The following is an 18,470-nucleotide window of genomic DNA, read 5'->3' as shown; positions in this document are numbered from 1 at the left end:
TGGCTGTCCGTGCCGGGTCCTGGTCCCGGGCGTCAATCTCAGCCCAGGCGCAGCTCGGTGCACCGCCACGACGCGGTGGGGTCGGCGCGGTCGAAGCGGGCCGCGAGGGCCCGGACGCGGCCGTCGATGTCGCACACCACCGCGACCTCGGCGATGCCCGGCAGGGGCAGGCAGAGCCGCATCCGCAGGGCGCGCGCGGGAGTGCGTCTGCGCCGCTGGTGGGCCGCCGCCCGCCAGTAGCGCAGCGGGGCGTCGTCGAAGTGGTGTGCCAGCTGCGCGGCCGGGCGCCGGCCGTCCAGCACCTCCAGGGCCAGCCGGACGGTGCCCGTCAGGGCTCGGCGCGCGGCGCGGTGCTCGGCCTCGGTGGGGACGTCGACCACCACCGCCGGTGGTGCGAGCGACCGTGGCGGGGCCTCCGCGAGCGTCCCGGGGTCGGGCTCGTAGGCCATCCGGCGCAGCCGGGGGCGGGTCCGCTCCGGCGGTGGCGAAACGGGCCGGGGGGCGAGGAGCAGCGTCGTCATGCGCAGAGCGTGGGCCGACGGGGCCGTCCGCGGGCGTCGACGACGTCGTACGTCACCTGATGGTATGGCGACGAACGATAGGGTCGGGGCATGGAACCGTCCCTCGTCGTGCTGCTGACGCGCGCCGGGCAGGTGGTCACCCGGGCCCGCGGTCAGGCCGCGGCGGCGCACGGCCTGACGGCGACGTCGCTGGGTGCGCTCGGGCAGCTGGCCCGGGCCGACGGCGGCTCCCACCGGGAGCTGGCGGCGCGGCTCGGCGTCACCCCGGCCACGCTCACCCCGGTGGTCGACGCCCTCGCCGACGGGGGTCACATCGTGCGCGAGCGCGATCCCGACGACCGGCGCGTGGTGCGGCTGGCGATCACGCCGCGCGGTCGGCGCCGGTTCGCCGCCGCCGCCGCGGCGGTGGAGGCGCAGCTCGGGGAGCGGATGCCCGTGCTGACGGCCGAGCACGAGGCGGTCGTCCGCGGCCACCTGCTGGCCGTCCTCGCGGCACTGGGCGACGGGTAGCGTCGCCCGCGTGCGGTTGCGCGGTCTGGTGATGGACTACGGCGGGGTGATCACCGACGGGCCGCAGGTCCTCGACCTGGCGCATCGGGCGCGCGCCGCGGGCCTGCCCACCGCGCTCGTCTCGGACGCGCACGCCGTGCCCGACGACTGCGCCGCGGCGTTCGACGTGGTGGTGCTGGGGCCGGCGCTCGGCGTGCGCAAGCCCGATCCCGAGGTGTTCCGGAAGGTGGCGGGGCTCCTGGGCCTGAGGCCGCAGGAGTGCGTGGTGGTGGACGACCTCGCCCGCAACATCCGGGGCGCCCGCGCAGCGGGAGCGGTGGGCGTGCACCACGGGGACCCCGACGCCACGGTGTCGGAGGTGGAGATCCTGCTCGGCCTGTAGACGGCCCGGCCGGTGAACGGGCGAGGGGCCACGAGCATGCGCTCGTGGCCCCTCGTCGTCAGGTCGGGTGGTTACTGGGCGGGCGGCGGCGGGGGCTGCTCGCCCTCGGCGGGCGGCGGCGCCTGCGTGGTGTCGCCCGCGCCGGTGCGCTGCTGCGCCTGGTCGACCAGTCCGTCGATCTCGCTGTCGTGCCCCGCGAACTTCTGCTTGGCCATGTCTCCGGCCTTGTCGAGGGCCTGGTCCACCTTGTCGTCGTTCTGGTTCAGCAGCTCTTTGGCCTTGTCGAGGAAGCTCATGTGAGCACCCTGGACCGCCTCGCGCGCGGGCGCCAGTGGGAGCTCACCCGTTCGGGCGTAGACGGACGTGCGAGGGGCGTAGTTCGTCCACACTCTTCACCCCGACGAGTTGCAGTGTTCTCCTGATCTCCCCGGTCAGGATCTCCACCGCCTTGCGGACGCCCTGCTCGCCGCCGGCCATCAGCCCGTAGAGATAGGCGCGGCCGATGAGCGCCGCCCGGGCGCCGAGCGCGACCGCCGCGAGCACGTCGGCGCCGTGGGTGATGCCGGTGTCGACCAGCACCTCGGCGCGGTCGCCCAGCGCCTGCACGGTGGGCTCCACCAGCTCCAGCGGCACCGGCGCGCGGTCGAGTTGGCGGCCGCCGTGGTTCGACAGCAGCACGGCGTCGGCGCCCGCGTCCACCACGCGCCGGGCGTCGTCGACGCTCTGGATGCCCTTGACGACGAGCTTCCCGCCCCAGGTGCCGCGCAGCCAGTCGACGTCGTTCATCGTCAGCGCGGGGTCGAACACCCGGTTGATCAGGTCGGCGACGGTGCCGCCACCGGTGGAGGTGAGGCTGGCGAACGTCAGCGGCTCGGTGGTGAGCAGGTCGAACCACCAGTGCGGGTGCATCGCGCCGTCGGCGAACGTGCGCAGCGAGATCGCGGGCGGGATCGACAGCCCGTTGTAGGTGTCGCGGTGCCGGGCGCCGCCCACGGGGGTGTCGACGGTGAGCATCAGCGTGTCGTAGCCGGCGTCGGCGGCGCGCTGCACGAGGTCCTTGGCCACCGCGCGGTCGCGCCACAGGTAGAGCTGGAACCACTTGCGGGCGCCGGGTGCGGCGGCGGCCACGTCCTCGATTGTGGTGGTGCCCATCGTCGAGAGCGCGTAAGGGATGCCCACGTCCTGCGCCACGGACGCGACGGCTCGCTCGCCCTCGTGGTGCATCATCCGCGTGAACCCGGTGGGGGCGAAGGCGAACGGCAGCGTCGAGCGCTGCCCGAGGATGTCGCGGCCCAGGTCCACCGACGACACGTCCCGCAGCACCGACGGCGTGAACTCCACGCGCGCGAACGCCGCGCGGGCCCGGCTGAGCGACAGCTCGCCGTCGGCGGCGCCGTCGGTGTAGTCGAACACCGCGCGCGGGGTCCGGCGGCGGGCGATGGTGCGCAGGTCGGCGATCGTGGCGGCCCGTCGCAGCCGGCGCTGGGTGGCGTCCCGGACGAAGGGCGCGGGCCGCAGCAGCGGGCGCAGCTCGGACGGGCGGGGAAGGCGACGCTGGACCATCCACCCAGGCTAGTGCGGTCCGCAAACGTCCACGGGGTCCCTCGCGGGCCGCGATCACCCCAGCGACGTCCGCGGCCTCCCTACCAGGGCGCTCAGCGCCGACGGGCCAGTTCGAACGCCGCCACCGCACCCGCGCTCGCGACGCCCAGTGACTCCACCCCGCCGTGCATGGGGATGGCGAGCACGCCGTCGAGATGGGGGCGCACCGAGTCGGACAGGCCGTCGGTCTCGTTGCCCAGCACCAGCGCGACCCGGGCGGGCAGCTCGGCGTCCAGCAGCGACGCGCCACCGGCGTCGAGGCCGAAGATCGTGAACCCGCCCGCCGCCAGCTCCGCGCAGCCCTCCTCGACGGTGCCCGAGCGCAGCACGGGCGCGCGGAACGCCACCCCGGCCGACGCCTTGATCATCAGCGGGTCGATCGAGGGCAGGCCGCGCCGGGGGAGCAGCACGCCCTGCAGGCCCGCGGCGGTGGCGCTCCGCAGGATCATCCCGACGTTGGACGGGTTGGTGAGGCGGTCGAGCACCAGCACCGCGGCGGGCGCGTCCGGGCCGAGCTCGTCGAGGAACTCCGCCACCGGCGCCATCCGCGGCGCGACGACGTCGGCGAGGACGCCCTGGTCGTGGCGGCCGTTGCCGGCCAGCACCTTGACGCGGTGTGCGGTGGCCCGCTGCACCGGCACTCCCCGGTCGCGGGCCGCGGCGAGGATCTGGTGGGCCGAGGCGCCCCGCACGTCCTCGGCGAGGATGACCTTGTCGACCCGCAACGTCGTGTCGTCGAGGGCCTCCAGCACCGGCTTTCGCCCGTAGACGGTGATGAAGGTGTCCTTCGGTGATCGCGGACCTGCCATGCCCCCAGCCTAGGATCGCCCTATGCCGCCCCGGCTCTCCGCCCTCGACGCCTCGTTCCTCTACCTGGAGCAGCCGACCACGCCCATGCACGTCGGCGCCGTGTCGGTCTTCCGGCGGCCGAAGGCCGGCTTCGACTACGACCGGCTCGTCGAGCTCATCGAGCAGCGGATCGCGCTCGTGCCGCGCTACCGGCAGAAGGTGCGCCATGTGCCCGGCAACCTGGCGCGGCCGGTGTGGGTGGATGACCCCGAGTTCGACGTCGCCTACCACGTGCGGCGGTCGGCACTCCCCAAGCCGGGCTCGGACGAGCAGCTCACGGATCTCGTGGCCCGGCTGATGTCGCGCCCGCTGGACCACACGCGGCCGCTCTGGGAGATGTACCTCGTCGAGGGTCTCGCGCACGGCCGCACCGCGGTGCTCACCAAGACCCACCAGGCGATGGTCGACGGCATCAGCGCCATCGACATCGGCCAGGTGATCCTCGACGTCTCCGCCGAGCCGCGGGTGCATGCGGAGGAGCTGTGGATGCCCCGGCCCGAGCCCGGCGACGCGCAGCTCATGCTCGACGCCGTCGCGGAGGCGGTGGCGCAGCCCGGCGTCATCGTCGACAACGCGCGGGCGGCGGCGCGCGACGCCGTGGCCACCGTCGGCAAGGTGGTGGGGGCGGCCGGTCAGCTGTTGTCCATGGCCCGCACCGCGAGCCGGAAGGCGCCCGGCTCGCCGCTCAACGTCGCCATCTCCACGCAGCGCCGCTTCGCCATCGCGCGCACCGAGCTCGACGACTACCGCAAGATCCGCTCCGCGCACGGCTGCTCGGTCAACGACGTCGTGCTCAGCGTGGTCTCCGGGGCGCTGCGCGACTGGCTGCTCTCCCGCGGGGAGCCCGTCACGGCGTCGTCGTCGGTGCGCGCGATGGTGCCGCTCTCGGTGCGCGGCGAGCCCGACGTGCCCAGCTCCGTCGGCACGCTGGGCAACCGCGTCTCGTCGTTCCTCGTGGACCTGCCGGTGGGCGAGCCGAGCCCGGTGGTGCGGCTGCACCATGTCACGTACGCGATGCGCGAGCACACCTCCACCGGGCAGTCCGTGGGCGCCGACACCCTGGTCCGGATCGGCGGCTTCGCGCCCCCTACGCTGCACGCGTTGGGCGCCCGCGCCGCGAGCGGCATCTCGAAGCGGATCTTCAACTTGGTGGTGACGAACGTGCCGGGGCCGCAGTTCCCCCTGTACGCCGCCGGCGCCCAGATGCTGGAGATGTTCCCGGTGGTGCCGCTGGCGAAGGGGCAGGCGCTTGCCATCGGCCTCACGTCCTACAACGGTGGCGTGTACTACGGATTCAACGGCGACCGCGACGCGATGGCCGACGTCGACGTCCTCGCGGGCATGGTCGGCGAGTCGCTCGAGGAACTCCTGGGGACGGTGAGCTGAAACATGAGCGAGCTTGCTTGCCGATCATCGGCACAGCGGATTCCCTCATTGTCGACCGAGCGCAGCGAGGGAGTCCGATGAGGATCTACGTCCCGGCCACGTGGCCGATGCTGAAGAGCCTGGTCAAGAACGGCGTGGTGGCGCCGATCGGTGGCACCGCGTTCTCCCTGACGCCGAGGCTGCGCGAGTCCTACACCGCGGGCGACGAGGAGGAGCTCGAGTACGCGGCGCTCTCCGAGGCGGCGCGCGCGTCGCTGCGGCTGTTGTCGGTGGAGTTCGGGCTCGGCGAGGAGGGCACCCCGGCCCGCCGGGTGGTGATCGCCGCCGACCTCGACGACGTGACGCTGCGCCCCGACCTCGACGACGGCGCCGTGCGCATCGCCGGGCCGGTGCCGCTGGAGAAGGTGGCCGCGGTGCACGTCGACACCGAGGAGGCCGAGTACGCGGTGCGGCAGGCCTCTGACGCGATCGACTCGGCCGACATGGGCGACCTCGACGCGGAGTTCCTCGTCGGGGAGGCCGAGGACCACGAGCTGGCCTGGTACGACCCGTCCGAGATCGCCTTCCTCGTCGAGCTGCGCTGACCGCTCGCGCGCCGAGCATCCTCGGCACGCTGCGCGCCCATCACGTGCGGATGCCGGCCGACCTCGACGGGGCCGGCTCGCCCCCGTGGTCCTGCACGGGGACGCGCACGCGGGCAACCTGCTGCGCGGGGAGACGGGCTGGTTCCGGGTGGACCTCGGGCCCGCGGAGCGTGGCTGCACCCGGCGCGCTACCGGGAGACCGCCGACGAGCGGTCGGCGGCGCTCCCGGACGGGTGAGTCAGCGGTCGCCACGCCGTTCGCGGCGCTCGCGCCGGCGCTCGTCGCGCTCCCGGTCGCCGGCGCGGTCGGTCTCGGCGTTGTGGTGGCTGCCGTAGAGCAGCGCCCCCGCGGCCGGGATCAGCAGGAACCACCACCAGCCGCCGATGGTGAAGAACAGCACCAGCGCCACGAACGGCACCACGGCCATGACGCGCGGCGCCGCGACGTCCAGGAACGCGGTGCCACGCTGCGCCACCGTCGCCGACGGGGGCACGACGGGCATCCGCGCCGTCGGCGGTGGCACGGCCGGCAGCGGGGTCGTGCCCGGCAGCACCGGATGTGGCGCGGGCAGGTCGGTGAACAGCGCCTCGATCTCCGAGGCGACCGTGGCGTTGGCGGCCGACGCCGACCGGTCGCCGTACTCCTCCACCCCGAGCCTGCCGGCCTCGAGATGGGCGTCGAGCGCCTTCATCGCCGCCGTGCGTTCGGCCGTGCCGATCCGCAGCGGCCCACCCCCCAGCGGGGTCCCCTCGCTCATGGGGGCAGCCTGCCACCCCGCCGAGGTCAGCGCACCTGTGTGGCGGGCGGAGCGTCGATCTCGACGGGCTGGCCCCAGTCGCGGTAGCTGCCGGTGATGACGAGCGTGCCGATGCCGGGCAGGTCCTGGCGGACGGCGCTGCGCACCGGCTGGCCGAGGGCGTCCACCCACAACGTCGACGTCACGGTGGTGAGCCCGCCGCGCACCTGCTGCTCGAGCCGGGTCTTCATGGCCGGGTCGGTCTGCTGCGCCGCGGCCTTCGCGAGGTCCACGACGATCGTGTAGCGGACCGCCGGTTCGCCGTCGATGATGTCGTCGGCGGCGCCGGAGATCTGCGTGGCGTCGGCGTAGCGGGCGAGCGTCCGGGTGGGGTCGGCGCTCTCGGTGAGGGTGGTGGCGAGCGCGGCGAGCCGCTGGGCGGCGGGGTCGCTGCTGGTGGGGTCCACCCGTACCCACGGCCGGTCCGGTGCGTTCTCGCCCGGCGGCGGGGGCAGGCGCAGGTAGGTGGCGTCCGGGAGCACGACGAACCCGGTCTCCTGCGGCGCCGCACCCTTCTGCGTGACGACCTGCGTGAACTTCACCGACACCGCGTCGTCGAGCACGCGCAGGACGCCCTCGCCCGTGAACTGCAGCGTGGCGCCGCCCGTCACCTCACCGCGCAGGCTCAGCCGCGCGGTCTGGTCGGCGCGCTGACGCTGGGCGACCGCCGCGACGAGCTCCTTGATGGTGGAGTACGGGGCCGGAGCGGCCGCGCTGCCGGCGTCGGGGGAGCTCGTCGAGCACCCCGCCACGAGCACGACCAGGGCCGTCACGAGCGCGATGCCCTTACTGCTGCCGAACCTCATGCGGGATCCTCCACCGGCTCCTGCGCACCGTGGTCGCCGGAGCGGGGCAGCGGAGGGTTACCGCAGCGCCACCAGGACCCGTCTCAGTGCAACGAGCCGGCCGGGCCGGAGTAACGACTTCTCCACCAGGACGTCGAGCGCACACTCCGGATCGGCGGGCGGGCCGAGGTGCCCGCAGCCGCGGGGGCAGTCCTCGATCGCGGCGGCGAGGTCGTCGAAGGCGGCCGGGATGTCGTCGGGCTTGACGTGGGCGAGGCCGAACGACCGGATGCCCGGGGTGTCCACCACCCAGCCGCCGCCCCGCTCCTCGGGGAGCGGCAGCGCGAGCGCGGCGACGGTGGTGTGCCGGCCCTTGCCGACCGCCGAGACGATGCCGACGGCGCGCGCGGCGTCCGGCAGCAGCATGTTGACCAGCGTCGACTTGCCCACACCGGAGTGCCCCACGAGCGCCGACACCCGGCCTGAGAGCTGTGCGGCGAGCGCGTCCGGCCACTCGTCGCGCCGCGTCACGAGCACCGGGATGTCGAGCTCTCGGTACTGCGCGGCGAAGTCCTCGGGATCCGCGAGATCGGCCTTGGTCAGGCACAGCACGGGGGCGAGCCCGCCGGCGTAGGCGGCGACGAGGCAGCGGTCCACGAACCCCGTGCGCGGCTCCGGGTCGGCCACCGACGTGACGATGACGAGCTGCTCCGCGTTGGCGACGACCACGCGCTCGAACGGGTCGTCGTCGTCGGCCGTGCGGCGCAGGACGGTGGCACGTTCCTCGCGCCGGACGATCCGCGCGATCGTGTCGACGGCGCCGGAGAGATCCCCCACGAGCCCGACGCGGTCGCCGACGACGATCGGGGTGCGGCCCAGCTCGCGGGCCCGCATCGCCGTCACGGGCGGGCGGGTGGAGTCGCCGTCCGGAGCGCAGGTCCAGCGCCCGCGGTCGACGGTGGTGACCATCGCGACCGCGGCGTCGGCGTGGTCGGGCCGGGTCTTGGTGCGGGGACGCGCGCTCCGGCGTCCGGGCCGGATCCGGACGTCGCTCTCGTCGTACTCGCGCTTGCTCACCGCACTCCCTCGCTGCGCTCGGTCGACGCTTCGCGGGAGCGCTGTGACATCGATTCGCTCGCAAGCTCGCTCATGATCGGGTCACACGAGGTCCGCCCAGCGTCCGGGGAAGTCGGGGATCGTCTTGTCCGTGCAGGCGATGTCGTCGATCTCGACGCCGGGCACCACCAGCCCGATCAGCGCGCCCGCGGTGGCCATCCGGTGGTCGGCGTAGGCCTTCCACGGCCCGCCGTGCAGCTCGGCCGGCCGGATCTCCAGCCCGTCGGGGGTCTCGTGCGCGTCGCCACCGAGCGCGGTGATCTCGGCGACGAGCGCGGCGAGCCGGTCGGTCTCGTGGCCGCGGATGTGGGCCACCCCGCGGATGCGCGACGGGCTCGTCGCCAGCGCGGCCACCGCGGCGACGGTGGGGGTGAGCTCGCTGGCGTCGTGCAGGTCGACGTCGACCCCGGCCAGGCAGTCCGGCCCGGTGACCGTCATGCCGTCGTCGACGGCCTCCACGGTGCACCCGGCCTGGGCCAGCACCGAGAGGATCTCCACGCCCGGCTGGGTGCTGCCGGCGGGCCAGCCGGCCACGGTGACGCGACCGCCGGTCACCGCGGCGGCGGCGAGGAACACCGCGGCGTTGGAGAGGTCGGGCTCGACCACCCAGTCGCGCGCCCGGATCGGTCCCGGAGCCACGCGCCAGGTGTCGGGCTCGCTGTCGTCGACGTCCACGCCTGCCGTGCGCAGCATGTCCACGGTCATCTCGATGTGCGGCAGCGACGGCACCGGCCTGCCGTCGTGGTGCACGGTGACGCCCTTGTCGTAGCGGGCGGCCGAGAGCAGCAGGCCGGACACGAACTGCGACGACGCCGAGGCGTCGATCACCACGCCACCACCGGGCAGGCCGCCGTCGCCGTACAGCGTGAAGGGCAGCGCGGACCCGTCGATCCGCGCGCCGAGGGCCCGCAGCGCGTCGAGCACCGTGCCCATCGGCCGCGTCCGGGCGTGCTCGTCGCCGTCGAAGGCGACCGGCCCGGCGGCCAGCGCTGCGGCAGGCGGTACGAAGCGCATGACGGTGCCGGCCAGCCCGCAGTCGACGGTGCCGCCTCCGCGCAGCCCGTCGTGGGGGGCGAAGGAGACGTGCTCGCCGTCGACCGTGACGGTGACCCCGAGGGAGCGCAGCGCCCCGACCATCAGCGCGGTGTCGCGCGTGGCCGGTGCTCCCGAGACGGACGCGGCGCCGCCGGACAGCGCGGCGAGCAGCAGCGCGCGGTTGGTGACGGACTTGGACCCGGGCACGGCCACGCGGGCGCGGACGGGCCCGGAGGCGAGCGGCGCGGGCCAGGGAGAGGTCACAGGGACATGATTCCCCAACGGCCGGTCACGCGGACGGCGGGCGGCCCCCGAGCAGCGTGACGATCTGCGCCATGCCGGACCTCGTCTCGGCGAAGCCGGGCCGCATCGTGTTCTCCACGGTGGTGAGCAGCTCGCCGTGGTCGCGCAGTGGGCCGCCTCCGCGGGTGGGACCATGGACGCCATGTGCGGTCGCTACGCCTCCATCAAGGCCCCCGCGGACCTCGCCGACGAGTTCCGCGCCGTCGACGCGACGAGCGGGGTCGAGCCCGACTACAACGTCGCGCCCACGAAGAACATCGTCGCCGTGGTGCAGCGCCGCCCCCGCGACGCCGACGGCACGCCCGACCCCGACGAGGTCGAGCGCAGCCTGCGCGTCGTCAAGTGGGGGCTCGTGCCGTCGTGGGCGAAGGACCCGAAGGCCGGCGCCCGGATGATCAACGCCCGCTCGGAGTCGGCCGCGGAGAAGCCCGCGTTCCGCAAGGCGCTGAACGCCCGGCGCTGCCTGATCCCGGCCGACGGCTGGTACGAGTGGCAGCGCGGGCCGGAGCACAAGCAGCCGTACTACACGCACTACGCCGACGGGGCGTCGCTCGCGATGGCCGGCCTGTGGGAGTTCTGGAAGCCCAAGGACGACCCGGAGGGCAAGTACCCGGACGGGCTGGTCACGGCCGCCGTGCTCACCACTGCCGCCGTCGGCGCGCTCGCGCAGGTGCACGACCGGATGCCGCTGGTGCTCCCGCCGTCGGCGTGGGACGCCTGGCTCGACATCGACGCGGACGCCGCCGGGGTCGCCGAGCTGCTCGTGCCGCCGACGCCGGAGCTGGTGGCGTCGCTGGAGCTGCGGCCCGTGTCGGCGCTGGTCAACAGCGTGCGCAACAACGGCCCGGAGCTACTCGCGGAGATGGCGCCCGAGGACGTGGCCGAGCCGCTGCAGCTCGACCTGCTCGCGGGCCCCAATCCGCAGTGACCGGCTCCCGGGCGACCGAATCCCCGGTGATGGCCACGGACCGCGCCGGAGCGTCCTCGCCGGGGCCGTCCGGCGCGGCCGGTGCGGACCAGGTGGCAGCCGATCTCGTGACGGAGGTCGAGACCTCGCACGGTCCGGCCCGGCTCACCCGCCGCGACGCCGACGACGCGCGCGCGGTCCTGCTGCTCGGCCACGGGGCCGGTGGCGGCATCACCGCGCCGGACCTGGTGGCTGCCACCGGCGTCGCCGTGGCGGGCGGCTTCACGGTTGTGCGGGTGGAGCAGCCCTACCGCGTGGCCGGTCGCCGGGCACCGGCTCCGGCCGGTCAGCTCGACGCCGCGTGGCTGGCCGTCGTCGAGCACCTGCGCCGGACGACGGCGCTGCCGCTGCTGTTCGGAGGCCGCAGCTCCGGCGCGCGGGTGGCCTGCCGGAACGCGACGGCAGGCGGTGCCGTCGGCGTGCTGTGCCTGGCGTTCCCGGTGCACCCGCCCGGCAGGCCCGAGAAGGACCGGCTCCACGAGCTGGCCGCCCCGACCGTCCCGGTGCTCGTGGTGCAGGGTGAGCGCGACCCGTTCGGCCGCCCCGACCCGGCCCCGGGCCGCGAGGTGGTGCTGCTGCGCGGCGACCACTCCCTGAAGTCGGACGTGCACGGTCTCCGCGAGGCCGTCGCGACCTGGCTGGAGCACCTGCCACTGGCCTGAGGCCCGTCCCGCGCAGTGTGGCGTCAGGAGGTTGCGATGGGGGCGAAGGTCGCGTTCGTCAGGCGGGCCAGGTCGGCCGGCGCCAGCTCCACCTCGAGGCCGCGGCGGCCCGCGCTGCAGAACATCGTCTCCAGGCCCTCGGCGGAGGCGTCGACCACCGTGGGCAGGCGCTTGCGCTGCCCCAGCGGGGAGATGCCGCCCGCGACGTAGCCGGTGGCGCGCTCGGCGGCGGCGACGTCGGCCATCTTCGCCCGCTTGCCGCCCACCGCGGCGGCCAGCGCCTTGAGGTCGAGCATCGCCGACACGGGCACGACGCCGACGGTCAGCGCCCCGTCCACCTCCGCGACGAGCGTCTTGAACACGTGCGCCGGGTCGAGCCCCAGGGTCTCCGCCGCCTCCGGCCCGTACGCCGCCCCGCTGCCGTGCTCGTAGGCGTGCATGCGGTGCGTCACTTTCGCCCTGGCCAGCAGCGCCGTCGCCGGGGTGCCCTTTCCTGCCACGTCACCGGACTCTAGGGGAATCTCCCGGGAGGGGTTCGTGTTGGACAACAACGTGACGCACGCAGTGATGGAGGCCCCGCTCCCTCTCGGGGCTCGGCCGGATTCCAGGGGCGGGCGGTCGGCGGGCCGGACCAGGAGTGAGCGCGTAGGCTCGTTCCGTCATCCGGTTGCCGCAGCGGTGACCGTTCCCGAGGTCGCGCCCCGCGCGATCCGGCGCGAGAGGAGCACGGTGCCCGGCACCGAGCAGGCGGCCGATACCGCGGCAACCGCCGACGAGCAGCAGGTCGGTGCGGTCGACGGGGCCGTCGACCAGGAGCAGGAGACGGCCGAGGAACGCGCGGCGCGCTTCGAGCGCGACGCCATGCCGCTCCTCGACCAGCTCTACGGAGCTGCCCTGCGGATGACGCGTAACCCGGCCGACGCCGAGGACCTCGTGCAGGAGACGTTCCTCAAGGCCTACTCGGCCTTCAAGACGTTCCGCGCGGGCACCAACCTCAAGGCCTGGCTGTACCGCATCCTCACCAACACTTACATCAACGGCTACCGCAAGAAGCAGCGTCAGCCGTTGCAGTCGCCCACCGACGAGATCACCGACTGGCAGGAGGCCCAGGCCTCCGAGCACACGTCGCGCGGCCTGCGGTCGGCCGAGGTCGAGGCGATGGACCTGCTGCCGGACAACGACGTCAAGTCGGCCCTGCAGCAGCTGCCCGACGACTTCCGGATGGCCGTCTACCTCGCCGACGTCGAGGGGTTCGCCTACAAGGAGATCGCCGAGATCATGGGCACTCCCATCGGCACCGTGATGTCGCGGCTGCACCGCGGACGGCGCCAGCTGCGCGAGATGCTCACCGACACCGCACGCGAGCGCGGCCTCTTGAGGGGCGAGCGGGAGCAGGAGGTCACGTCATGAGCGAGCTTGCGAGCGAGTCATCGACACAGCGCTCCCGCGAAGCGTCGACCGTGCGAAGCGAGGTCGTGCGATGAGCTGTGGCAACCACCACGACACGAACTGCTCCGAGGTGCTCGCCGAGGTGTGGCTGTTCCTCGACCAGGAGTGCGACCAGGACCGCCGTGCCCTGCTGGCCCAGCACCTCGACGAGTGCCGGCCCTGCCTCGCGCAGTACGGCCTCGAGGAGAAGCTCAAGAAGCTGCTGGCCACCAAGTGCGGTGGCGAGCACGCCCCGACGGGGCTCAGGGAGAAGCTGCGCCAGCAGATCCGCGTGGCCGTGCTCGAGCAGGCCGACGTCACCGTCGCCACCGGGCCGGAGGGCACCACCACCACGGTGGAGATCCGCAGCATGCGCATGGAGCAGAGCAGCTGAGCTCCAGCAGATACGAAAGAGCCGGGTCGGGGATCATCCCCGCCCGGCTCTTCGCGTTGTCACGTGTTGGGCTTCTTGCCGTGGTTGGCGCCCTTCTTGCCGCGGTCGCGGCGCTTGCGTGCTCGCTTCGACATGCTTACCTCCTTCTGCCGCTCGTCTGGGTCCGATCCTCCCACGTGGTTGGATGGGATCTTCGGGCGCGGGGGAGCGGAGGCGATGCGTGTCCACCTTGAGCGAGCTGCTCGCCGAGCACACCCAGCTCTCCGGCGAAGCCGTCGAGCACCTGCAGCGCGTCGTGGCGGAGTGGCAGCTGCTGGCCGACATGTCCTTCGCCGACTTCCTGCTCTGGATCCCGCTGGCCGGTGACGACGGTGCCGGGGCCGACGCCGAGTTCCTCTGCGTGGCGCAGGCGCGTCCCACCACCGGGCCGACCGCCCATCCGGAGGACGTCGTGGCCGCCCGGGTCTCGGTGGCCGAGAACCCGCAGCTGCGCCGCGCCGTCGTCGAGGGGCGGATCTGTCGCGAGGAGAACCCGCGCTGGCACCTGGAGGTGCCGGTGCGGTCGGAGACGATCCCGGTGCGGCACGCCGGCTCGGTGATCGCCGTGCTCTCGCGCGACACCAACCTGGCCATGCCGCGCGTCCCGAGCCCGCTCGAGATCGCGTACCTCGGCTGTGCGTCGGACCTGTGCCAGATGGTGGCCGACAGCACGTTCCCGCCCCGGGCATCGGTGGTCGGCGCCGACACCAGCCCGCGGGCGGGCGACGGTCTGATCCGCCTCGACGCGCTCGGCCTCGTCGCCTACGCCAGCCCGAACGCGCTCTCGGCCTACCACCGCATGGGCTACGCCAGCGACCTCGTCGGCGTCTCGCTCGCGCAGGCCACCCGGGAGCTGGTGCACGACCCGTTCGACGCCGCCGAGGTGGCGGCCCGGATCCGGGCCGCGCTGGACGGCCGGAACTCGCTGCGGATGGAGGTGCGGGCGCGGGGCGCGGTGATGCTGGTGCGGGCCCTGCCGCTGCGCCCGCGCGGCGACGCGGCGGGGGCGCTCGTGCTCGTGCGCGACGTCACCGACCTCCGCAGGCGTGACATGGCGCTGCTCAGCAAGGACGCCACCATCCGGGAGATCCACCACCGGGTGTAGAACAACCTGCAGACGGTCGCGGCGCTGCTGCGCCTGCAGGCCCGCCGCACGGCGATCCCGGAGGCCCGGCGGGCGCTCGCGGAGAGCGTGCGCCGCGTGAACTCGATCGCCCTGGTACACGAGACGCTCTCGGTGTCTGTGGCCGAGCGCGTGGACCTCGACGAGCTCGTCGACAAGGTGCTGCCCGCCATCGGCGACGGCGCCACGGCCGAGGTGCGGGCGAAGGTGCGCCGCGAGGGCAGCTTCGGCACGCTGCCGGCCGCGCTGGCCACCCCGCTGGTGCTGGTGCTCACCGAGCTCGTGCACAACGCCCTGGCCCACGCGTTCGACCCGGGCACGGCGGGCGAGGTGGTGGTGTCCGCCCAGCGGTCGGCGGGCGTGCTCGACGTGGTGGTGGCCGACGACGGCCACGGCCTGCCGCAGGGCTTCGACCTGGCCGCGTCCGACGGCCTTGGCCTGCAGATCGTGCGTACCCTGCTCGACTCGGAACTCGACTCCGCTCTCCAGGTGCGGGCTCGGCCCGGCGGTGGTACGGAGGCCGTCATCAGGCTCTCGCTGCGAGGGCGTTAACCTTCTGTTCGTGGTCGAGGTGCTCCAGGTCGCAACAGGGGTCCCCGACTCCCCTCCGGAGCTGCTCACGTGTGCGCCCGGTGGAACGACCGAGGGCCCGGAACCGGGTCGTGTCCGGTTTCGGGCCCTCGGTGGGGGAGACTTCCGTACGTCGTCGAGATGCTCTCTTCGTGGTACTGCTCCGTGCTGGGTTACTTCTCTGTGCTTGTCTGCAGATCAGGCCGTGCGCGCACGCGTACGCGCGTTGCGGCGCTTCAGTGCACGCCGCTCGTCCTCACTCATGCCGCCCCAGACGCCTGCGTCCTGGCCGCTCTCCAGCGCCCACGTGAGGCACTCGGTGACCACGGGGCAGCGCCGGCATACGGTCTTGGCCTCGGCGATCTGCAGCAACGCCGGACCGCTGGTCCCCACGGGGAAGAACAGCTCGGGGTCCTCGTCGCGGCAGATAGCGCGGTGACGCCAGTCCATGTTGCTCTGCTCCTCGTACTTGCGCGATCGGGGTCGCGCCGATCGTCCGTCACGGTGTTTCCGCGCTTGTGAATAGTTTCACGAGCGCGCTGGATCTTCAAGGGCCGAGATCTAACCGGGTGAGTTAGTAACCTCACCGACTCGTCGCGGCGGGATCCGACACGATCTGTTACGTCGTCTACCCGTCACGATGAGCGATCAACCCCGTCCCGCCCTCCGGATCCCGGTCTCCCGGAGCCCGTCGGACCCGTGCGAGAAACCTCCTCGCTGTGGTTCGTTCCTCGCCTGACCTACCTTGGGCCACCGTTTGCCCAGGTGCGAGCCCTTATCGGCTCGACGGTCCGCAAGCATCGGTGAATGGACGCGATCTATCACCCCGTCGAGTGACGACGGGCGGCCCGCTGCGACGAACTGCGTGTCTCACACGACGACGCGTAGCGCTCCGGTCACGGCCCGGAACTCCACCTCGCGGCGTCCCCCGAGGTGGTCGCCGTCCAGCTGGAGTGCGATCGGCTCGTCGCTGCGCACCCGAACGAAGGGAACGGCGTCCTGGCGCAGGACATTCCGCCCGCGGGGGTCACCACCGGAACGGAGCATCCGGCGCAGCGTCGGCCAGATGGTGGCCCCGCCGAGGTCGCGCAGCCCGAACACGCCCAGCCCTGTGTGCAGCGAGGCCCCGGGGTTGGTGCGCACCGCCCTGGGGCCGAGGTACGTCCAGATGTCGGTGGTGGAGAGGAAGGCCAGCCGCACGTCCTCGACCGGGGCCGCCCCCGGGATCTCCACCGTCATCGAGCAGGGCCGCCTGCGCTCGCGCAGGTACTGCCGCAGCGCGGTGCGCGCGTAGCGGGTGGGCGTGGCCTCCCGGCCGGCCTCGCGAGCCCGCTCGACGGACGCGACCACCTCGGCGTCCCAGCCGAGCCCGGCGTTGAAGGTGAACCAGCGGCCGTCCGTACCCGGGGAGTCGGCCCGGCCGAGCCCCACGAGCATGCTGCGCCGCTCCGCCACGGCCGCCAGCAGTGCGGCAGTGGCGGCCATCGGGTCCCGCGGTAGCCCGATCGCGCGGGCGAAGACGTTGGCCGAGCCTCCTGGCACCACGGCGACCAGCGGACCGTCGAGGGGGTCGCCGGGGCGCCCGCCCGTAGCGGCCAGGACGCCGTTGACGACCTCGTTGACGGTGCCGTCGCCGCCATGGGCCACGACGAGCTCGATGCCGTCCAGCACGGCCTGCTCCGCGGCGACGGCGGCGTGGCCGCGGTGGGCGGTCACGAGCACCTCGAGCTTGAGCTCGCTGGCCAGCGCGTGGGCGATCACGTCGCGGCCTGCGGACGTCGTGGTCGTGGCGTTGGGGTTCACCACCAGCAGTGCGCGCACGGCCGCACCGTACCCGGGCCTATTCTCGTCACCGTGACGACCGAGAGGGCAGCCGCTCCGCCGCAGGTACGCACGGCCGGGGCGCTGGTGGCGGTGCAGGGCCTCGCGGCCGTCGTGTTCGCGATCGTGATCGCGCTGCAGGCGAGCTCGGCGGCGCTGCCGGTCGGCACGGTGCTCGGCGAGGCGGCGGCGTTCGCCGTGCTCGGGGCGGCCGTGGTCGCCATCGGGCTCGCGCTGGTGGCGGGCCGCCGCGGGGCCCGCACGCCCGCGATCGTCGTCCAGCTGCTCCTGCTGCCGGTGGTCTACTCGCTCATCGGTCCGTCGCAGCAACTCGTGCTCGGCATCCTGTGCGGCCTCTACGTGGTGGCCACGTTCCTGCTGCTGATCAGCGAGCCGTCCCGCGCGTGGGCGATGGGCGTCGAGGACGACGCCCGCTGACCACCCAGTGCGGCGAGGGCGTCACCGTCGAGGCGGAACGTGGTCCACTCGTCCATGGAGGCGGCGCCGATCGAGCGGTAGAAGCCGATCGAGGGCGCGTTCCAGTCCAGCACCGACCACTCCAGGCGCGCGTAGCCGCGCTCGACGCACACGGCCGCCAGTCGGGCGAGGAGGGCCCGTCCGAGGCCGCCGCCGCGGTGCTGCGGCTGCACGTAGAGGTCCTCCAGGTAGATCCCGTGCACCCCGCGCCACGTGGAGAAGTTGAGGAACCACAGGGCGCAGCCGACGACCTGGCCGTCCACCTCCGCGACGTGCCCGAAGAGCGCGGCCGCCGGGCCGAAGAGCGCCGCGGTGAGCTGCTCCTCGGTGAGGTGGCAGGACGCGAGCTCCTTCTCGTACTCCGCCAGCTCGCGCACCAGCCCGACGACAGCGGGCACGTCGGCGGGTGTGACCTCCCGGATCCGATCCACGACTACAGCGGCTTCAGGTTGACGTGCACCAGCTGCGGCACGTCGCGTTCGTCGCCGAGCACACACCAGGACGGCGCCTCCATCGCGAAATGCACGCCGGCCGACGCGGGAAGGCCGATCCAGCGCGCGGCCAGTACGCGGCTGAACTGCCCGTGGCCGATGAACACGACGTCACCCTTGACCCGGGCCGCGTCGGCGTCGGCGAGCACCGAGTCGGCACGGGCGGCCACCTCGTCGGCGGTCTCGCCGCCGGGGGACGGGTGGGTCCACACCGTCCAGCCGGGCACGGTCTCGCGGATCTGCTCGGTGGTGACGCCCTCGTAGTCGCCGTAGTCCCACTCCGCCAGCCGCTCGTCGACGCGGTCGACCTTCAGCCCGGCGAGCTCGGCGGTGTCGAGCGCCCGGATCCGGGGGCTGGCGAGCACGAGCGCGGGCGGGTCGTCGCCGCGCAGGCGGCGGAACAGCGCACCGGCCGCCTGCGCCAGTTCGCGCCCGCGCTCGGTGAGCGGGACGTCGGTGCGGCCGGTGTGCTGGCCCGAGAGCGACCACTCGGTCTCACCGTGGCGCAGTAGGAAGATTCGACCCGAGGACACGCGAGGGACCCTAATGCCTCGTGCCGATCCGAACGCGGTGCGAGCCCCGGGTGGTGGGGGCATCGACGAACGGATCGGTGGGGGCTACGGGTGTAG

Annotated in this window: 22 protein-coding genes and 1 pseudogene; 10 read left to right on the top strand and 13 right to left on the bottom strand. The window is 73.7% G+C overall.

All coding sequences use genetic code 11. The annotated features are described in order from the left end of the window. Nucleotides 1-38: 38 nt before the first annotated feature. Nucleotides 39-521: an Rv3235 family protein gene (locus JWR81_RS21540; protein ID WP_297655896.1), complete on the bottom strand. Its 483-nt coding sequence runs from the start codon at nucleotides 519-521 to the stop codon at nucleotides 39-41. A 90-nt stretch (nucleotides 522-611) separates the two neighbouring features. Between JWR81_RS21540 and JWR81_RS21535 the strand changes: the two genes are divergently transcribed. Together JWR81_RS21535 and JWR81_RS21530 are read left to right on the top strand one after the other, a co-directional pair. Continuing rightward, nucleotides 612-1,031, top strand: coding sequence for a MarR family winged helix-turn-helix transcriptional regulator (locus tag JWR81_RS21535; protein WP_297655892.1), 420 nt, complete (start codon nucleotides 612-614; stop codon nucleotides 1,029-1,031). Between the two features lie 10 nt (nucleotides 1,032-1,041). After that, nucleotides 1,042-1,413 (top strand): HAD-IA family hydrolase, encoded by a 372-nt coding sequence (locus JWR81_RS21530; protein ID WP_297655889.1) that lies wholly within the window; start codon nucleotides 1,042-1,044, stop codon nucleotides 1,411-1,413. A 71-nt stretch (nucleotides 1,414-1,484) separates the two neighbouring features. Here the strand turns inward: JWR81_RS21530 and JWR81_RS21525 are convergent, their stop codons facing one another. The 3 genes from JWR81_RS21525 to JWR81_RS21515 form a co-directional block, all read right to left on the bottom strand. After that, complete coding sequence (locus tag JWR81_RS21525; RefSeq protein ID WP_297655886.1) at nucleotides 1,485-1,709, bottom strand: antitoxin; 225 nt, start codon at nucleotides 1,707-1,709, stop codon at nucleotides 1,485-1,487. Nucleotides 1,710-1,752: 43 nt separating this feature from the next. Continuing rightward, nucleotides 1,753-2,976, bottom strand: coding sequence for an alpha-hydroxy acid oxidase (locus JWR81_RS21520; protein ID WP_297655874.1), 1,224 nt, complete (start codon nucleotides 2,974-2,976; stop codon nucleotides 1,753-1,755). A gap of 92 nt (nucleotides 2,977-3,068) precedes the next feature. After that, complete coding sequence (locus JWR81_RS21515) at nucleotides 3,069-3,824, bottom strand: RNA methyltransferase (RefSeq protein ID WP_297655871.1); 756 nt, start codon at nucleotides 3,822-3,824, stop codon at nucleotides 3,069-3,071. 22 nt (nucleotides 3,825-3,846) lie between these two features. Here JWR81_RS21515 and JWR81_RS21510 point away from each other — a divergent pair, with 22 nt between their 5' ends. After that, nucleotides 3,847-5,250: a wax ester/triacylglycerol synthase family O-acyltransferase gene (locus JWR81_RS21510; protein WP_297655868.1), complete on the top strand. Its 1,404-nt coding sequence runs from the start codon at nucleotides 3,847-3,849 to the stop codon at nucleotides 5,248-5,250. Nucleotides 5,251-5,327: 77 nt separating this feature from the next. Then, on the top strand, nucleotides 5,328-5,834 hold the full coding sequence (locus tag JWR81_RS21505) for a hypothetical protein (RefSeq protein ID WP_297655866.1): 507 nt from the start codon (nucleotides 5,328-5,330) through the stop codon (nucleotides 5,832-5,834). 238 nt (nucleotides 5,835-6,072) lie between these two features. Here JWR81_RS21505 and JWR81_RS21500 read toward each other — a convergent pair whose 3' ends face one another. The 4 genes from JWR81_RS21500 to aroA all read right to left on the bottom strand — a co-directional run bounded on the left by JWR81_RS21500 (nucleotide 6,073) and on the right by aroA (nucleotide 9,830). Beyond that, on the bottom strand, nucleotides 6,073-6,591 hold the full coding sequence (locus tag JWR81_RS21500) for a DUF1707 domain-containing protein (RefSeq protein ID WP_297655862.1): 519 nt from the start codon (nucleotides 6,589-6,591) through the stop codon (nucleotides 6,073-6,075). 26 nt (nucleotides 6,592-6,617) lie between these two features. After that, nucleotides 6,618-7,436, bottom strand: a complete 819-nt coding sequence (locus JWR81_RS21495; protein ID WP_297655859.1) for a hypothetical protein — start codon at nucleotides 7,434-7,436, stop codon at nucleotides 6,618-6,620. Between the two features lie 57 nt (nucleotides 7,437-7,493). Beyond that, entirely contained in the window at nucleotides 7,494-8,492 is a 999-nt protein-coding gene (gene rsgA, locus JWR81_RS21490; RefSeq protein WP_297655856.1) for a ribosome small subunit-dependent GTPase A, read from the bottom strand. An 81-nt stretch (nucleotides 8,493-8,573) separates the two neighbouring features. Beyond that, nucleotides 8,574-9,830 carry a 3-phosphoshikimate 1-carboxyvinyltransferase gene (gene aroA / locus JWR81_RS21485; protein WP_297655853.1) on the bottom strand — a complete coding sequence of 419 codons (1,257 nt, stop codon included), beginning with the start codon at nucleotides 9,828-9,830 and terminating at the stop codon, nucleotides 8,574-8,576. A gap of 181 nt (nucleotides 9,831-10,011) precedes the next feature. Here aroA and JWR81_RS21480 point away from each other — a divergent pair, with 181 nt between their 5' ends. Both JWR81_RS21480 and JWR81_RS21475 read left to right on the top strand, forming a co-directional pair. Continuing rightward, nucleotides 10,012-10,797: an SOS response-associated peptidase gene (locus JWR81_RS21480; protein WP_297655940.1), complete on the top strand. Its 786-nt coding sequence runs from the start codon at nucleotides 10,012-10,014 to the stop codon at nucleotides 10,795-10,797. Nucleotides 10,798-10,904: 107 nt separating this feature from the next. Beyond that, nucleotides 10,905-11,498, top strand: a complete 594-nt coding sequence (locus JWR81_RS21475) for an alpha/beta family hydrolase (RefSeq protein WP_297655938.1) — start codon at nucleotides 10,905-10,907, stop codon at nucleotides 11,496-11,498. A gap of 23 nt (nucleotides 11,499-11,521) precedes the next feature. Here JWR81_RS21475 and ybaK read toward each other — a convergent pair whose 3' ends face one another. Beyond that, nucleotides 11,522-11,998 (bottom strand): Cys-tRNA(Pro) deacylase, encoded by a 477-nt coding sequence (ybaK, locus tag JWR81_RS21470; RefSeq protein ID WP_297655850.1) that lies wholly within the window; start codon nucleotides 11,996-11,998, stop codon nucleotides 11,522-11,524. A 229-nt stretch (nucleotides 11,999-12,227) separates the two neighbouring features. Between ybaK and JWR81_RS21465 the strand changes: the two genes are divergently transcribed. The 3 genes and pseudogenes from JWR81_RS21465 (at nucleotide 12,228) to JWR81_RS21455 (ending at nucleotide 15,034) form a co-directional block, all read left to right on the top strand. Further along, a complete protein-coding gene (locus JWR81_RS21465; protein WP_297655935.1) occupies nucleotides 12,228-12,908 on the top strand; it encodes a sigma-70 family RNA polymerase sigma factor in 681 nt (226 codons plus the stop codon). 70 nt (nucleotides 12,909-12,978) lie between these two features. Then, complete coding sequence (gene rsrA / locus JWR81_RS21460) at nucleotides 12,979-13,320, top strand: mycothiol system anti-sigma-R factor (protein WP_297655847.1); 342 nt, start codon at nucleotides 12,979-12,981, stop codon at nucleotides 13,318-13,320. 220 nt (nucleotides 13,321-13,540) lie between these two features. After that, nucleotides 13,541-15,034, top strand: a pseudogene (locus JWR81_RS21455) (sensor histidine kinase). A 216-nt stretch (nucleotides 15,035-15,250) separates the two neighbouring features. Here JWR81_RS21455 and JWR81_RS21450 read toward each other — a convergent pair. Together JWR81_RS21450 and JWR81_RS21445 are read right to left on the bottom strand one after the other, a co-directional pair. After that, nucleotides 15,251-15,502: a WhiB family transcriptional regulator gene (locus JWR81_RS21450; RefSeq protein ID WP_075950692.1), complete on the bottom strand. Its 252-nt coding sequence runs from the start codon at nucleotides 15,500-15,502 to the stop codon at nucleotides 15,251-15,253. Nucleotides 15,503-15,922: 420 nt separating this feature from the next. Further along, nucleotides 15,923-16,873 carry a diacylglycerol kinase family protein gene (locus JWR81_RS21445; protein ID WP_297655842.1) on the bottom strand — a complete coding sequence of 317 codons (951 nt, stop codon included), beginning with the start codon at nucleotides 16,871-16,873 and terminating at the stop codon, nucleotides 15,923-15,925. A 33-nt stretch (nucleotides 16,874-16,906) separates the two neighbouring features. Here JWR81_RS21445 and JWR81_RS21440 point away from each other — a divergent pair, with 33 nt between their 5' ends. After that, nucleotides 16,907-17,311, top strand: coding sequence for a hypothetical protein (locus JWR81_RS21440; RefSeq protein ID WP_297655840.1), 405 nt, complete (start codon nucleotides 16,907-16,909; stop codon nucleotides 17,309-17,311). On the opposite strand, the gene JWR81_RS21435 is transcribed toward JWR81_RS21440, so the two are convergent. Together JWR81_RS21435 and JWR81_RS21430 are read right to left on the bottom strand one after the other, a co-directional pair. Next, complete coding sequence (locus JWR81_RS21435) at nucleotides 17,230-17,781, bottom strand: GNAT family N-acetyltransferase (RefSeq protein ID WP_297655838.1); 552 nt, start codon at nucleotides 17,779-17,781, stop codon at nucleotides 17,230-17,232. The two genes, JWR81_RS21440 and JWR81_RS21435, sit on opposite strands and share 82 nt — an antisense overlap. A 2-nt stretch (nucleotides 17,782-17,783) precedes the next feature. Beyond that, on the bottom strand, nucleotides 17,784-18,374 hold the full coding sequence (locus JWR81_RS21430; protein WP_297655836.1) for an acid phosphatase: 591 nt from the start codon (nucleotides 18,372-18,374) through the stop codon (nucleotides 17,784-17,786). Nucleotides 18,375-18,470: the final 96 nt, after the last annotated feature.

It is taken from the genome of Pseudonocardia sp., from assembly GCF_025965585.1.
GTDB lineage: Bacteria > Actinomycetota > Actinomycetes > Mycobacteriales > Pseudonocardiaceae > Pseudonocardia.
The sequence above is the reverse complement of the archived record's forward strand: the minus strand, read 5'-3'. Positions and strand labels throughout refer to the sequence as shown.